Source organism: Kitasatospora sp. NPDC001225, assembly GCF_053597855.1.
Genome location: NZ_JBSFJC010000001.1, coordinates 15,537 through 30,552 on the forward strand (window position 1 = coordinate 15,537; position 15,016 = coordinate 30,552).

Annotated in this window: 11 protein-coding genes; 4 read left to right on the forward strand and 7 right to left on the reverse strand. The window is 74.2% G+C overall.

Going from position 1 to position 15,016, the window contains the following annotated elements:
* The first annotated feature begins 126 nt into the window (after positions 1–126).
* From rsmG to ACWDCZ_RS00085, 4 genes are all read left to right on the forward strand, one after another.
* On the forward strand, positions 127–945 hold the full coding sequence (gene rsmG / locus ACWDCZ_RS00070; RefSeq protein WP_449814797.1) for a 16S rRNA (guanine(527)-N(7))-methyltransferase RsmG: 819 nt from the start codon (positions 127–129) through the stop codon (positions 943–945).
* A 247-nt stretch (positions 946–1,192) separates the two neighbouring features.
* Positions 1,193–2,164, forward strand: a complete 972-nt coding sequence (locus ACWDCZ_RS00075; protein WP_234348544.1) for a ParA family protein — start codon at positions 1,193–1,195, stop codon at positions 2,162–2,164.
* Entirely contained in the window at positions 2,161–3,201 is a 1,041-nt protein-coding gene (locus ACWDCZ_RS00080) for a ParB/RepB/Spo0J family partition protein (RefSeq protein ID WP_117488745.1), read from the forward strand. Before ACWDCZ_RS00075 ends, ACWDCZ_RS00080 begins: the two co-directional genes overlap by 4 nt.
* A gap of 132 nt (positions 3,202–3,333) precedes the next feature.
* Positions 3,334–3,948 (forward strand): GNAT family N-acetyltransferase, encoded by a 615-nt coding sequence (locus tag ACWDCZ_RS00085; protein WP_049655856.1) that lies wholly within the window; start codon positions 3,334–3,336, stop codon positions 3,946–3,948.
* A 114-nt stretch (positions 3,949–4,062) separates the two neighbouring features.
* On the opposite strand, the gene trxA is transcribed toward ACWDCZ_RS00085, so the two are convergent.
* From trxA to ACWDCZ_RS00120, 7 genes are all read right to left on the reverse strand, one after another.
* Entirely contained in the window at positions 4,063–4,389 is a 327-nt protein-coding gene (gene trxA, locus ACWDCZ_RS00090; protein WP_049655857.1) for a thioredoxin, read from the reverse strand.
* Positions 4,390–4,517: 128 nt separating this feature from the next.
* On the reverse strand, positions 4,518–5,483 hold the full coding sequence (trxB, locus tag ACWDCZ_RS00095) for a thioredoxin-disulfide reductase (protein WP_449814798.1): 966 nt from the start codon (positions 5,481–5,483) through the stop codon (positions 4,518–4,520).
* A gap of 173 nt (positions 5,484–5,656) precedes the next feature.
* Complete coding sequence (locus tag ACWDCZ_RS00100) at positions 5,657–6,646, reverse strand: hypothetical protein (RefSeq protein ID WP_449814799.1); 990 nt, start codon at positions 6,644–6,646, stop codon at positions 5,657–5,659.
* Complete coding sequence (gene sigM, locus ACWDCZ_RS00105) at positions 6,643–7,371, reverse strand: RNA polymerase sigma factor SigM (RefSeq protein WP_449814800.1); 729 nt, start codon at positions 7,369–7,371, stop codon at positions 6,643–6,645. Before sigM ends, ACWDCZ_RS00100 begins: the two co-directional genes overlap by 4 nt.
* A gap of 50 nt (positions 7,372–7,421) precedes the next feature.
* A complete protein-coding gene (locus ACWDCZ_RS00110) occupies positions 7,422–9,443 on the reverse strand; it encodes a protein kinase family protein (protein ID WP_117488738.1) in 2,022 nt (673 codons plus the stop codon).
* A 303-nt stretch (positions 9,444–9,746) separates the two neighbouring features.
* Positions 9,747–12,209, reverse strand: coding sequence for a murein biosynthesis integral membrane protein MurJ (gene murJ, locus ACWDCZ_RS00115; RefSeq protein ID WP_449814801.1), 2,463 nt, complete (start codon positions 12,207–12,209; stop codon positions 9,747–9,749).
* Between the two features lie 58 nt (positions 12,210–12,267).
* On the reverse strand, positions 12,268–14,799 hold the full coding sequence (locus tag ACWDCZ_RS00120; RefSeq protein WP_449814802.1) for a DUF6049 family protein: 2,532 nt from the start codon (positions 14,797–14,799) through the stop codon (positions 12,268–12,270).
* Positions 14,800–15,016: the final 217 nt, after the last annotated feature.

A 15,016-nucleotide genomic window follows, 5' to 3' on the forward strand; every position in this document is an offset into this window, starting at 1 on the left:
CCGGAGAGCTTCACCGGACGCGACCCCGTCCGCCTCGTGCGGGCGGGGTCGTCGTCCCTTCTGGGATGTTTCACGTGAAACAGTGCGTTGAGCGGGTCGGTGGATCCGGGGATCGGAGAGGTCGAGATGGACACGGAGAACGCGGCTGCCGGCCGGCCGGGGGCGGACGTGGACCCGGTCGCTGAGGGGCCGGCCACCGAGCTGGAGCACCCTGGCGAGGCACCGGCTGCCGCCCGGGAGGTCTTCGGGGAGCGCTACGACGCCGCGGTCCGCTACACCGAGCTGCTGGCCACCGCGGGCGTGCAGCGCGGGCTGATCGGGCCCCGCGAGGTGCCCCGGCTCTGGGACCGCCACGTGCTGAACTGCGCGGTGCTGGCCGAGCTGCTGCCCTCCGGCATCACCCTGTGCGACGTCGGCTCCGGGGCCGGCCTGCCGGGCATCCCGGTGGCGCTGGCCCGTCCGGACGTCTCGGTGACGCTGCTGGAGCCGCTGCTGCGCCGGACCACCTTCCTGGAGGAGGTCGTCCGGGAGCTGGGGCTGGACAACGTCACGGTGCTGCGCGGCCGCGCCGAGGAGATGGTCGGCAAGCTCGCGGTGGACGTGGTGACCGCCCGGGCGGTGGCGCCGCTGGAGCGGCTGGCCGGCTGGGGCATGCCGCTGCTGCGCCCGCACGGGCAGATGCTGGCGCTCAAGGGGGACAGCGCGGAGCAGGAGCTGGCCGACTCGCGGGCCGGACTGGCCAAGCTGGGTGCGGTCGAGTGGAGCGTCATCGCCGTCGGCGAGGGCACCCTGGAGACCTCGACCCGGGTGGTCCAGGTGAAGGCGGGGGAGAGCCCCGGCGGGGTGAAGGCGGCCACCCGGCGCGCCAAGGCGGCCCGGGCGGGCCGCACCGCGAGCGTCCGGAACGGCGAGCGCGGCCGGGGCGGACGGCGCCGCGGACGCTGATCGGGCGTGACGTCGGGCACCTGACGACCACGGGCGGACGGGCCTCCTGCGAGGGGGGAACGTCCGCCCGTCGTCGTTCAGGTGTCGGTGGGGTCGACGGCTGGACACCGGAGTGTCGCAACGTCAGATTTCCGGCATAGCGGGCATGGTGTTTCCCGTGAAACGTCGCTCCTTGCTCTCGGGCATCCTCCGCCGTGACCGGGCGGCGACTGTTGCCGCTCCGGTTTCACGTGAAACACTGACCCCCATGCAGGACTCGGAGACCGTCGACCAGATCGATGACACGCCCATCGCGCGGGCCGCCCAGGCCGCGGTCCGGGCGATCGGCCGAGCGGGTGAGGGACTGCCCCGGCCGGCCGCCACCCGGGTGATCGTGGTCGCCAACCAGAAGGGTGGGGTGGGCAAGACCACCACCACCGTGAACATGGCCGCCTCCCTCGCCATGCACGGCCTGCGCGTCCTGGTCGTCGACCTCGACCCGCAGGGCAACGCCTCCACGGCGCTCGGCATCGACCACCACGCCGAGGTGCCGTCCATCTACGACGTCCTGGTGGAGGGCAAGCCGCTGGCCGACGTGGTGCAGCCGGTGCACGACGTCGAGGGGCTGTTCTGCGTCCCCGCCACCATCGACCTGGCCGGCGCCGAGATCGAGCTGGTCTCCCTGGTGGCCCGGGAGAGCCGGCTCCAGCGCGCCATCACCGCCTACGAGCAGCCGCTCGACTACATCCTGATCGACTGTCCGCCCTCGCTGGGCCTGTTGACGGTCAACGCCATGGTCGCCGGCCAGGAGGTGATGATCCCGATCCAGTGCGAGTACTACGCGTTGGAGGGCCTCGGCCAGCTGCTGCGCAACGTCGAGCTGGTGCGCGCGCACCTCAACCCCGCACTGCACGTGTCGACCATCCTGCTCACCATGTACGACGCCCGGACGAGGCTGGCCGCCCAGGTCGCCGAGGAGGTCCGGACCCACTTCCACCAAGAGGTGCTGAGCACGGCGATCCCGCGGTCGGTGCGCATCTCGGAGGCGCCCAGTTACGGGCAGACGGTGCTCACCTACGACCCGGGGTCGACCGGGGCGCTCTCCTACCTGGAGGCCGCTCGCGAGCTCGCGCAGCGTGCGGTGGGCCCGGGCGGCTCGCTGGTGGGTCAGCAGCGGGACGGCCAGCAGGGGCACGGCGCCCCGGTGGCACAGCACGGTACGACGGAGGGTCATCAGTGAGTGCTCGCAGGGTTGGTCTGGGTCGAGGGCTGGAGGCGCTGATCCGCCCCGCCGCGCCGGTGGACGGCGGGGTGGAGGCGAAGACTGCGGCAGCCGTGCCCGCACCGGCCCCGGTGACGCCGCTGCCGAGTGTCCGCGGCACGGTGGCGGCCAGGGCGGCCGCCGAGAAGCGGGCCGAGCAGGCGCAGCCGGCCGGCGCCTACTTCGCCGAGCTGCCGCTGGACGCGATCACCCCCAATCCGCGCCAGCCGCGTGAGGTCTTCGACGAGGACAAGCTGGCCGAGCTGGTCACCTCCATCAAGGAGGTCGGTCTGCTCCAGCCGATCGTGGTCCGCCAGGTCGGCGTGGACAGCTTCGAGCTGATCATGGGCGAGCGCCGCTGGCGCGCCTCCCGGGAGGCCGGGCTGGAGCGGATCCCGGCGATCGTCCGGGCCACCGAGGACGACAAGCTGCTGCTGGACGCCCTCCTGGAGAACCTGCACCGCGCCGAGCTGAACCCGGTGGAGGAGGCCGCCGCCTACGACCAGCTGCTGCGGGACTTCTCCTGCACCCACGAGGAGCTGGCCGATCGGATCGGCCGCTCGCGGACGCACGTCTCCAACACCCTGCGGCTGATGAAGCTCCCGCCCTCCGTCCAGACCCGGCTGGTGGCCGGGACGCTGATGGCCGGGCACGCCCGGGCGCTGCTCGGCCTGTCGGACCCGGAGCAGCAGGAGCGGCTGGCCGCGCGGGTGATCGCCGAGGGCCTCACGGTGCGCAACGTCGAGGAGCTCGTCGTGCTGATGCGTTCGGAGGAGCCGGAGCAGCCCAGGCGCCTGGCGCCGAAGGCGGGCAAGCTGAACTCCCCGGCCTTCAACGACCTGGCGAGCCGGCTGTCCGACCGCTTCGACACCCGGGTCAAGGTCGAGGTGTCGCAGCGCGGCGGCAGGCTGGGCAAGGGCAAGGTGGTGCTGGAGTTCGGCTCGGTCGAGGACCTGAACCGGATCCTGGACAGCATGGCCCCGGGGGAGGACGGTCTGCGGCTGTCGCAGGGCTGAGCCGGCCCGGCTGGCCGAGGGCGACGACCCGATGGGTGCGTGTTCCACGTGAGCGCTGTTTCACGTGAAACATGCACCCATCGGCGTTCGTGGGGGAATGCTCGACCGTGAGAGGGAGGAGGAGGTGCGGCCATGGGACGGCGGATCGTTCCGCTGACGCTGGACAACCTCGGGGACCTGCCGGCCGGCTGCCGCTCCTGCGTGTTCTGGGAGCTGGACCCGGTCAGTGCGAAGGAAGCGGTGGAGTCGGGCAAGCCGGAGCTGGAGAAGGAGGGGTGGATCTCCACGGTGCTGCTGGAGTGGGGCTCCTGCGGCCGGATCGTCTACGTGGACGACCGGCCCGCCGGGTTCGTGCTGTACGCGCCGCCCGCCTACGTCCCCCGCTCGCAGTCCTTCCCGACCAGTCCGGTCTCGCCCGACGCCGTCCAGCTGATGGTCAGCCGGGTGCTGCCGGGCTACCAGCGCCAGGGGATCGGCCGGGTGCTGGTGCAGACCGTGGCCAAGGACCTGATCGGGCGCGGGGTGCGGGCGATCGAGGCCTTCGGCTCCTCCGGGCGGGCGCCGACCAGTTGCGTGCTGCCGGCCGACCATCTGCTCGCGGTCGGCTTCAGGACCGTCCGCCCGCACTCGCGCTACCCGCGGCTGCGGCTGGAGGCGCGGACCACGCTCTCCTGGCGGGGCGACGTGGAGGGGGCGCTGGAGCGGCTGCTGGGCGGCGGGCGCAAGGAGCCGGTGCTGCCCTTCTAGGGCCCGGGGACGCCCTTCAAGGGGCCGGAGACGCCCTTCGAGGGGCCGGGAACGACGGAGGCGGGGCTCCCCCCGAGGGGAGCCCCGCCTCCGCGCGGTCGACGACCGGAAGACCTAGATGAAGTCGGCCAGCTCGCGCAGCAGCGCGGCCTTCGGACGGGCACCGGTGATGGACTTCACCGGCTCGCCGCCCTGGTAGACGATCAGGGTCGGGATCGAGATGACGCCGTACTTGGCGGCGGTCGCCTGGTTGGCGTCCACGTCGAGCTTGGCGATGGTCAGCTTGTCGCCGTGCTCGGCCGCGATGTCCTCCAGGACCGGGGCGACCTGGCGGCACGGGCCGCACCAGGTGGCCCAGAAGTCGACCAGTACGGGCTTCTCGCTCTCGAGGACGTCCTTCTCGAACGTCGCGTCGGTGACTGTGGTGGTGGCGCCGGCCACGGGAACTCCTCGGGGTTCGGACGGAGGGGGCTGCTGCCAGGAGAACAACGGGTGGGCCCGTTCTGTTTCTGCCCGGCCGGGGCGGGGGTGTTTCACGTGGAACACCCCCGCGGGTGGAACGGGAAGGCTCAGACCGCGACGGCGGCGGCCTTGGTCTCCAGGTCGTCCAGCGCGGCCAGGTAGCGCTCGGCGTCCAGGGCGGAGGAGCAGCCGGTGCCGGCGGCGGTGATGGCCTGGCGGTAGGTGTGGTCGACGACGTCACCGGCACCGAACACGCCGTCGACGTTGGTCCGGGTCGAGGGGGCGTCGACCTTGAGGTAGCCCTCGGCGTCGAGGTCCAGCTGGCCCTTGAAGAGCTCGGTGCGCGGGTCGTGGCCGATCGCGATGAACAGGCCGGTGACGGCCAGCTCGCGGGTCTCGCCGGTGGTGGTGTCGCGCAGGGTGACGCCGGTCAGCTTCGGGTCGCCGTGGATGGCCTCGACCGCGCTGTCCCACTCGAAGCGGATCTTCGGGTCGGCGAAGGCGCGCTCCTGCATCGCCTTGGAGGCGCGCAGGGAGTCCCGGCGGTGGATGATCGTGACGCTCTTGGCGAAGCGGGAGAGGAAGGTCGCCTCCTCCAGCGCGGTGTCGCCGCCGCCGACCACCGCGATGTCCTGGTCGCGGAAGAAGAAGCCGTCGCAGGTCGCGCACCAGGAGACGCCGCGGCCGGAGAGCTTGTCCTCGTTCGGCAGGCCGAGCTTGCGGTGCTGGGAGCCGGTGGTGACGATCACGGCGCGCGCCTTGTGCACGTTGCCCTCGGAGTCGGTGACGGTCTTGACGTCACCGGTGAGGTCGACCGCGACGATGTCGTCGGGGATCAGCTCGGCGCCGAACTTCTCGGCCTGGGCGCGCATGTTGTCCATCAGCTCGGGGCCCATGACGCCGTCCCGGAAGCCCGGGAAGTTCTCGACCTCGGTGGTGTTCATGAGCGCGCCACCGGCGGTGACGGCCCCCTCGAAGACCAGCGGCTTGAGGGAGGCACGGGCCGTGTAGAGCGCGGCCGTGTACCCGGCCGGGCCGGAACCGATGATGATCACGTTACGGACGTCGCTCACTGCTTCTCCTGGTTCGCATCGCGACCCGCGTTTGCTGCGGGGAGGGCGGTCCTGCTCCGCCGCCCGGGACAACGACTGACCAGTGTCTCGCATTCCCAGGCGGATCAGTACCAGCCGCCCGAAGTCCGGAAGCGGCGTGGCGGAGTTGGCGTGGATCGCATGGAAACCGCCGGTCAGTGGCTGGGAACGGCCTGGTGCAGGACGGTCGGGCCGCAGTCGGGGGAGCGCAGGTAGACGTCGACGAAACCGGGCCGGCCGGGCAGCGGGTAGACCAGGACGTCCACCGGGGCGCCCTGGAAGGTGCCCCGGTCGGTGGCCAGCGGGGTGCCGGAGGCCGGGGCCGGGCAGCCCGGCGCGGTGGGGGAGCCGGTGGGGGAGGACGGGTCGGACTCCGGCCGGCCGCCGGCGGCGGGCAGGGCGCCCTCGGACATGGCGGGCCCGGTGGCCCGCAGCCCCGGGACGTTCTCCGAGCGGGCCAGCAACCGCTGGACCTGGGTGGCGAGTTCGTCCTCGCGGTAGTCGGTGCCGGCGGCCGTGTGCGGGGCCCGGGCGTCGTGGCTGTCGGCGGTGGCGGTCGGGGCGCCGCCCGCGCTGGCCGTCACCGTGCCGGACCGGTCGTCGGGCTGCAGCAGCAGCGCCCCGCCGAGCCCGAGGGCGGCCAGGGCGGCGGCCGTGCCGATCAGCAGGGCGAACCGCCGCCGCCGGGGGCGGCCGGGGCCGGCGGCCGGGCCGGACCGGCCGGCGGGACGCCCCGCGGGCCTGGAGAGCGGGGCGGAGGACGGCGTGAGGGGCGCCGTGGCGGTGCGTACGGGTCGGGCCGGGGCCTCGGGTCGACGGTCGGCCGCGGGGGCCCCCTGCGGCCGCTCGACGGCCTCGCCGGCGCTCCCGACGGCTTCGGTGGCTTCGGCGACGGCCTCGGCGAGTGCCGCGTCCAGCCGGGCGGCGACGTCGGCCGGCATCGGCGGGGTCTCGACGTCGCCGAGCAGGGCCCGGACCTCGGCGAGCGCGTCGACGGTCTCCCGGCACTCGGCGCAGCCGTCCAGGTGCCGCCGCAGCGCCTCGACGGTGGAAGGGGAGTCGACCAGGCCCTCGGCGAGGTCGGCCAGCTGCTCGACCGGGGGGTGGTCGTCGGCGGGGTCGGGGAAGGAGGGATGGGCGTTCATCGGGTGCTCACGTCTCCTTCCAGCATCGTCCGACCGGTGCTCTGCCCCGTCCCTGTGCCGGTGCTCGGCCCCGTCCCTGTGACGGAGCCGGGGCGCTTCGGGTTCCCGGGGGCGTCCCGGCGCGGCGGGGCCGAGCCGGGGGCGGGCGGTGTTTCACGTGAAACATCGGGCTCGCGCAGGTGCCGGACCAGGGGGAGGAGCCGGGCCCGGCCGCGTGCGCAGCGGCTCTTCACCGTGCCCACCGGGACGCCCAGCAGCTCGGCGGCCTCGGCCACCGGGTAGCCCTGCATGTCGACCAGCACCAGGGCGGCCCGCTGTTCGGCGGGCAGTTCGGCGAGCGCCGCGGTCAGCTCCCGGTGCAGCTCGGCCCGGACCACCGGGGAGTCGGCCGGCTCGGCGGAGCCGACCAGGGTGTCCAGCCGCTGCGGGTCCTCGTCGAGCGGGGTGGTGCGCCGGGTGGCGCTGCGCCGGGCGCGGTCCAGGCAGGCGTTGACCACGATCCGGTGCAGCCAGGTGGTGACCGCCGAGCGGCCCTGGAAGCCGGCGGCGGCGCGGAAGGCGGACACCAGGGCGTCCTGGAGGGCGTCGGCGGCCTCCTCGCGGTCGCCCAGGGTGCGCAGGGCGACCGCCCAGAGCCGGTCGCGGTGGCGGTCCACCAGCAGGCCGAAGGCCGCCGGGTCGCCGGCGACGTGCCGGGCGAGCAGCGCCGCGTCGTCGTCCGCCACCGTCACCCCCTCTGCCGTCGTGCCGTCGTGCCGGGGCCGTCCGCCCCGGGTCAGCCGGAGACCTTGACCTCGGCGACGTGGCCCCGGTACTTGCCGTCGGCATCCTTCGCCAGACCGGTCAGCCAGATCAAGAGGTACCGCGTGGTGGTCGGGGAGTCGAGGGTGTACTCGACATTGGTCCCGGTCTTCTTGCCCACGACGGTGAAGGCGTCCGGCTTGGCCTGCAGCGGGTTGCCGGCGGCGGCCGCGGTGGGCACCCGCAGCTCCGCGGACTGCTCGCCGCCGGAGAACAGGACGCTCACCGAGGAGACCGGCTGCGGTGAGCCGAGGTCGATCAGCAGACCGGTGCCGGACTTGAGCGCGGGCGGCTTGGGCCCGAGCTGGTCGACGTACCAGCCGGTGGTCCAGGAGGTGTTCGCGTCGTTGTCGATCGCCTTCCCGATGCTCTCGGTGCCCTCGGGCCCGTCGCCCAGCGGGTTGTACGACTGCGCCTCCTTGATGGCGATCGACACCGGGTTGTGGGTGCTCGCCTGGGGGCTCGGCGCGGTGCTGCTGGCCGAGGTCAGCGGGGACGCGGTGGCCGCCCCGGTGTGGCGCAGGCTGTCGACGAACTGCCAGGAGGCGACGCCGATCGCGCCCAGCGCGACCGTCCACGCGGTGGCCTTGACCACCCGGCGCAGCCGCCGCCGGGTGCGGGTGCGCCGGGAGGGGGCCGGGCGGGAGGAGGCCGGCAGCGGGGAGACGGTGGTGTCGGCGACCCGGGTCGGGTTGGGCGCGGTGGGCAGCGCGTGGGTGTTGTGCCGGGGCGGGGCCGGGAAGGCGGGCAGCTCCGGCGCGGGCTGGCGGATCTTGGGCAGCTTGGCGATCGCCCGGACCAGTTCCTCCGGGGTGGTGATCGGCTGGGCGTGGTGCGGCGGCTGGTCGAACAGGGCCCGCGCGGCGAGCTCGGACAGGCCCTTGTGGACCCCGGCGCGGACCTGGTCCGGCGCGGCGTTCTGGAGGCCCTTGGGCAGGCCTTGGAGGTCGTAGCGGTCCTCCGGGTACGGCCAGCGGTGGGTGAGCGCGGCGAACAGCAGTGCGCCGATCGCGCGGGTGTCGGCCCGCTGGGCGTCCTCGGCGTCCTCGGCGGGCAGCCCGCGCAGGGCGGCGTCCACCGCGATGCCGTTGATCCGGTACTGGCCGCTGTCGGTGCGCAGCACGCAGCGCGGGGTGAGCCGCAGGTGGGCCTGGCCGCGCCGGTGGGCGGCCGCGACGGCGTCGGCGACCTGGCGGACCATCTGGTACGCCTCGTGCGGCTCCATCGGGCCGTTGGCGAGCAGCCTGGCCAGGTCGGAGGAGTGCGGCAGCCACTCCCGCACGACGTAGACCAGCTCGCCCTCGTGGACGGCGTCCAGCACCTGGACGAAGCGCGGGTCGCCGAGCAGCGCGGCGGACTTGGCCGCGGCCAGCACCTTGCGGGCCCGCTGGTGGCCGGAGGCCATCAGGTGGACGCCGACCGCCCGGCGCAGCTTCTCGTCGACGGCGCGCCAGCTGCTGAAGGTCTCGGTCTGGGAGATGCACTCCTCCAGCCGGTACCGGTGGCCGATCATGTCCCCGCTGCGGCGCTGCGGGGCGGGGAGGGTGCGCGGGAGGGTGGCGGTGTCGCGCGGGTCGACCGTGGGCTGCGGGTCGGTTGGGCGGCGCGCGGGGCGGGTGGGCTCGGGGGCGGGCTTCTTCCGGGGGGACCCGGCGGCCAGTTCGGCGCGCAGCTCCTGGACCGAGAGCGGGGCGGTGATCTCCGAGGTCTCCTCGCCGGCGGCGGGCTCCGGGCCCGCGGCCGGCACGTCGTCGCGGTCCCGCTCCTCGCCCCGGCCCTTCTCCCCGTCCTGGTCGGTGTTCTCGTCCGCGTCGGGGCGCCCGGGGGCGGCGGCAGCGGTGGGGGCGGCGGGGGCGCCCTCGCGGGCGTCCGCGGAGGTGCTCTCGCCGGCGTCGTCCGAGCCCGCGAGCTCGTCGATCGCCGCGGCCAGCGCGGCCTCGTCCGTCGCCGCGTCAGCTGCTGACGTGTCGACGACCGCCTTGGTGCCATCAGCCACCGTGGTCCTGCCTCCCCTTGTGTCGCCGCGGCTTGAGAGAGTCGCTGGAGCCCTAGGGTCGGCGGCCCTGTGCTCCAGGACAATTGTGCCCACTCTTCTCCACCGGGTACGACCGCTGAGACGTCCGCTCGGTTGCATACGGGTGGAGAGATGTGGTGCAGATCCGACACCTGGTCGCCATCCGGCGGTCGGGCGGACCCGAACCAACCGGTGGCCCAGCACTCGGCCGGACGAGCGGAGGAGCCTTCTGCTCCGGTTGACGCCCGGTCAGGGCGCCCGCTCGTCCGGCCGGTGGTCGGGCGGTCAGCGGCCCAGTCGGCCGCGGACCATGCCCAGCATGGAGTTCAGCTCCTCGATCCGCAGGCGCTTCGCGATGAGCACGAAGACCGCCAGCTGGAGGCCGCCGGCCACGACCAGGGCCGCCACGCTGCCCGGCCAGCCGCCGAGCACCTGCTGGACGCCCAGGCTGGTGCCGAGGCCGACCAGGGCGGCCGGGACGCAGGCGGCGGCCAGCCGGCTGTACGTCCGGCCGATCCGCTTGGTGTCCAGCCCGCCGATCCGCTTCTTCAGCTTCGGCATCGCGACCATCACCCCGATGGCGTAGGCCAGGCCGTAGCCGAAGGCGAGGCCGGTCACCGTCCACTCGGAGGGCAGCACCAGCCAGCACAGCAGCGCGAAGCCGGCCTGGCAGGCGGCGACCCAGACGGTGTTGTAGAACGGCGTCCGGGTGTCCTCGTAGGCGTAGAAGCCGCGCAGCATCACGTACTGGGCGGAGTACGGGATCAGGCCCAGCGCGAACGCGGAGAGCATCAGACCGACGTTGGTGGCGTCGTTCAGGACGGTGTCGTTGCCGCCGATCGCGTAGATCGCCCGGCCGACCACCGGGCCGAGCGACAGGAACAGGAAGGCCGCCGGGACGACCGCCACCGCGGTGGTGCGCAGACCGTAGGAGATGTCGTCGCGCACGGCACCGGCGTCCTCGTCGGCCGCCGCCCGGGAGAGCCGGGGGAGCACCGCGCTCATGATCGAGACGGTGATCACGGCCTGCGGGAGCTGCCAGATCAGCAGCGCGTTGGAGAACGCGGCCAGGCCGACGCCGTTGTGGCCGGCCGCCGCCGCGGCGGCGCCCGCCTTGGTGGACAGCTGGGTGATCACCAGGTAGCCGGCCTGGTTGGCGAGCACGAAGAAGAACGTCCACTTGGCCAGCCGGGCGGCCTTGCCCAGGCCGTGGCCGCGCCAGTCGAAGCGGGGCCGGAAGCGGAACCCGGCGGCCCGCAGGTACGGGATCATCGCCAGCGACTGGACGCCCAGACCGATCAGGGTGCCGAGGCCGAGCAGCCGCACGCCCTCGGGGGAGATGCCCTCCGGGGTGACCTGGGTGGTGCCGAACCCGCCGTAGACCCAGATGTAGGCGGAGAAGGTGAAGATCACCACGATGTTGTTCAGGACCGGCGTCCACATCATCGCGCCGAAGCGGCCGCGGGCGTTGAGGATCTGGCCCATCACCACGTGGATGCCCATGAAGAAGATGGTCGGCAGGCAGTAGCGGGCCATCGCCACCGTGGTCTCGGCGCGCTCCGGGTTGGCCATCATCGGCTGGGCGATCAGCCGCACCAGCACGGGTGCCCCGAGCACCGCCAGGAAGACCACGCCGCCGAGCCCGACCATCACCAGGGTGAGCAGCCGGTTGGCGTACGCGGTGCCGCCGTCCTCGTCGTTCTTCATGCTGCGCACCAGCTGCGGCACGAAGACCGCGTTCAGCGCGCCGCCGCCGATCAGGATGTACAGCAGGGTCGGCAGGGTGTTCGCGGCGTTGTACGAGTCACCCATGATGCCGACGCCGATGGCCGCGGTGATCACCATGGTCCGGACGAAGCCGGTGCCGCGGGAGACCAGGGTGCCGGCCGCCATGATCGCGCTGGAGTTCAGCAGGCTGGAGACCTTGCCGCCGCCGGCCGCCTTGCCGGGCTCGGCGGCGGGGGCGGGCGTCTGCTCGGCGGCCCGCTCCTCGGCGACGATGTCCGCCAGCGGCTCGACCGCCGGGGGCACCGCGACGGCGGCCACCTGCATGGTGGCCTCCGCCTCGGAGAGCGGCGGGTCGAACTCGATCGGCGGCACGAAGTGCTGCTGCCCGCCCGGAGCGGCGCCGTACGGGGGCTGCCCCGGGTGGCCGCCCATCGGCGGGTACGGCGCGGGGCCGGGCGGCGGGCCGGGCTGGGGGGCCGGGGCGGGCTGCGGGACCGGCGGCTGGACCGCGGCCTGCGCCTCGCGGCCGCCGAACAGGCCGTCCACCCCGACGTACTCGGTGGTCTCGGTGTCCCAGGCGGAGTGCGCCGGGCCGGGCTGCCACTGCTGCCGGGGCTGCTCGACGCCGCCCCAGTGGCCGCCGGCGGCCTGCGCCGGGGCCGGCTCCTGCGGCCAGGCGGGCTGCACCGGGGTGTCCCAGCCGGGCTGCACCGGCGGTACCGGGGCCCCGAAGTGCTCCGGGGCCTGGTACGGGGTCGGCGGCACCGGCGTCGGGTAGCCGACGCCCTGCGGCGGCAGCTGCGGCGGCACGTCGTACGCGGCGGCCGGCGGCTGGGGCGCGGCGGGCCGACCGGCCCGCAGACCGTACGGGTCCTGGCCGTCCTGGGGGTTCCCGTACGCGTCCACCGCGTACGGGTCCTGGGCGTAGGTGTCGGCCACGTACCAGTCGCCGGACGGCGACTCGGCGCCCGGCCGGCTCTCACCGCGGCCCGACGGCCGCTCCTCGCTGCGCCCGGTCATGTCACCTCTTCGCTGTCGTGGGGGGAGGCCGGCCCGGCAAGGCAGGGGGTCGGCGGTATCAAGGACCAACCTTCTCATCACCGGCGGCCCGATCCCGGCCATCCGGGCTGCTGCCACGCGGTGTCTGCGCGGGACCGTCACCAGGGGTGTCGTCCGTCCCGCCGGTCCCGTCCGCCGCCGGGGCCCCCTCCGCGGTGTCCTCCGCCGGGGCCCGCGGGGCGGGCTCCGCCGCCGCGGCGCCGCCCGCGGCCGGGGCGTCCCCGAGCGGGGCGTCGCCGACCGGCTGGTCGCCGTCCTCGTGCGGCTGCCCGCCGAGGCGCTTGCGCTGGCGCACGAAGCGCAGCGCGGCCAGCAGCAGCAGGACGCCGGCGCCCGCGAAGACGTACAGTACGCCGTTGGTCACCGAGGTGACCTCCACCGTGAACTTCTGCGCCTCGCCGTACGGCCGGGAGTCGGGGCCGGTGGTCCACAGCTGGGCGGTCATCGCGACCGGCCCGTTGTTGTGCGCCTCGGCGTTGAAGCGCAGCGTCACGCTCTGCGAGGCCGGGAGGACCAGCTCCTCCTCCTTGCTCACCCGCAGCCTGTTCGGCTGGGCCGAGGTGAGCACCAGCTTCAGGTTGGTGACCGTCTGGGTCAGGTCGTTGCGGACGCTGACCTGGAGCAGGCCGGACTCGCCGGCCAGGGTGACCACGTTCTTCCTCGGCACCTGGACGGCCTTGGTCAGCTCCTTCAGGTACCCCGTGACGCCGGCCCGGTAGGTGCTCCCGGCCGGCGGCTGGCTGCGCCACTCGGTGGACAGCGAGCGGACCATCGCGGCGCTGAACGGGCCGCGCACCCGCTGCGGCAGGGTGAGCACCCGCATCAGGGTGTCCAGGTCGTGCTGGATGTCGTCGGTGCGGCTCAGGTCGGCCGCCGGCAGCTCCGAGGCGCGGATCTGGGTCGGGTAGTCGGTGGGCGCCGGGACGGCGGTGTTGGCCTTCGGGTCGGCCGCGGACTGGGCCACCGCGTCCAGCTTGACCGAGGAGATCCACTTGCCGTCCGCCGTCTGGAGGGCGTTCGCCAGCGCCTTGGCGCCGGCGGTGCTCAGCTCGCGGGGCGGCAGGACGAGCAGCCCGCGCTGGTTCTGCGGCTGCTCGTGGGTGATCGCGAAGGTCTCGGCGAGGAAGCGCTGGGTGGCGTCGGTCTGCGCCTGCGGGCTGCTCAGGTCCTTGTCGAAGAGTGCGGAGACGGTCTCGTCGGCCACCACGGCGCTCTGCCCGCCGCCGATCGGGCGGACCGCGGTCGGGGTGTAGGTGAGCGAGTCCGGCTCCGGCATGCTCGCGCCGTCGACCAGCACCAGCCCGTTGCCGGACTGCTGGGCGAGGGCGGCGATCTGCTGGTCGAGGTAGCCCCGGTACGGCCAGGCGACGTCCGAGCGGGTGTCCACGGAGAGCCGGCCCTCGACGGTCAGCCGGCCGGCGGTGGACGCCTTGCTCAGTGCGGTGGTCATCCCGGCCAGGTCGGAGCCGTTGTGGGCGATCGAGGCGAGGTCCGGGTCGGCGTACGGCAGCGAGACCACCTGGCTGCCCGGCTTGGCGACGGCGGCCCGCAGCTTGTCCAGCCAGGCGACGGCGGCGGCCGAGGCGGGGACCTGGACGGTGTTGTCGTCCTTGGCGGACTTGCCCGCGGCCTCGGTGCCCGGCTTCTGCACCCGGTAGGGCTTGGTCATCGCGAGCGCGGCGTCCAGCAGGTCCGGGTCGATCACCCAGGTCAGGCCGTTCAGCTTCGCGCCGGTGTCGACCAGCTCGTACAGCCGGCCGCCCGGGGCGAACTCGCCGGCCAGGCTGTCGTCGCGCAGCACCGGGGTCGGCTGGTCGCTGTTGTCGGCGGTGGTCTGGGCGGCCAGCACCGGCGCGTGCACCAGCGGCCAGATCGTGGCGACCTTCGTCGGCTGCGCCTCGGCGCCGCCCGGGTTGTACGGCAGGAAGGTCCGGGCGATGCCCAGGGCGCGGTCGCGCGGGTTGTCGCCGGTCCCGCCCCAGGCGTCCACCGCGAGCTCGTACGCGCCGCTCGCGGAGAAGCCGAGGTCGCTCACCGCGACGCTCAGGGTGTACGGCTGGCTCTGCCCCGGGTTCAGCTCCGGCAGGGCGTACTGCGGGCTGTCCAGCTCCACGCCGTCCTTGCTGTCCGGCGTGGAGCGGTCGGCCACGTTGGCCAGGTCGCTGCGCCGGTCCAGCGGTTTGCCGGAGTACGGCTTGCGGACGGCCGCGTGGGCGCCCTTGATCGCCGACTTGCCGGCGTTGGTGACCTGGCCGGTGATCGTCACGATCCCGCCCGGGGCGGCCACCTGCGGGTTCAGCGTGTCGATGGTCATCACCACCGGGTACTCGGCCGTGGCGGTGGAGTCGCCGGCCGGCCGGACGTTGCCGCCGGCGGGCAGCGCACCGGCCGGGGAGGCCGTGAAGAGGGTCAGGGCGGCCGCGCAGGCGGCGGCCAGGCGCTGGCCCGCACGGCGCGCCCGGCGGGCCGGATGGCGCCCCCCGGCGGGGCGCTCGGCCCGTCCAGGCTGTCGGTGCGCCCCCAGGCCCGAGTGCCGTGCCGGCTCACTCACTCGCTTCGCCCTCGCCGTTCTCGATCGTTCGCTGCTGATGCTGTCCGTCCGGCGCGGTCCGCCCGACGGTCTTCGCTTGACTCTGGTGGAGCTCTTCGCCCGACGCCGTCGCCGCACCGCTGCCACGGGGATCCCGCGGACGGCGGCGGCGCGCGGCACCGCATCCCCTGTCCGGTGCCCGAGACTCGTCCACCGGCATGGTAACGATGCAGCCCGC

What these genes read in the sequence shown, in the direction of transcription:
- rsmG (WP_449814797.1), top strand. Translation starts at nt 127, where the DNA reads ATGGACACGGAGAACGCGGCTGCCGGCCGGCCGGGGGCGGACGTGGAC.
- ACWDCZ_RS00075 (WP_234348544.1), top strand. Translation starts at nt 1,193, where the DNA reads ATGCAGGACTCGGAGACCGTCGACCAGATCGATGACACGCCCATCGCG.
- ACWDCZ_RS00085 (WP_049655856.1), top strand. Translation starts at nt 3,334, where the DNA reads ATGGGACGGCGGATCGTTCCGCTGACGCTGGACAACCTCGGGGACCTG.
- ACWDCZ_RS00100 (WP_449814799.1), bottom strand. Translation starts at nt 6,646, where the DNA reads ATGAACGCCCATCCCTCCTTCCCCGACCCCGCCGACGACCACCCCCCG.
- murJ (WP_449814801.1), bottom strand. Translation starts at nt 12,209, where the DNA reads ATGACCGGGCGCAGCGAGGAGCGGCCGTCGGGCCGCGGTGAGAGCCGG.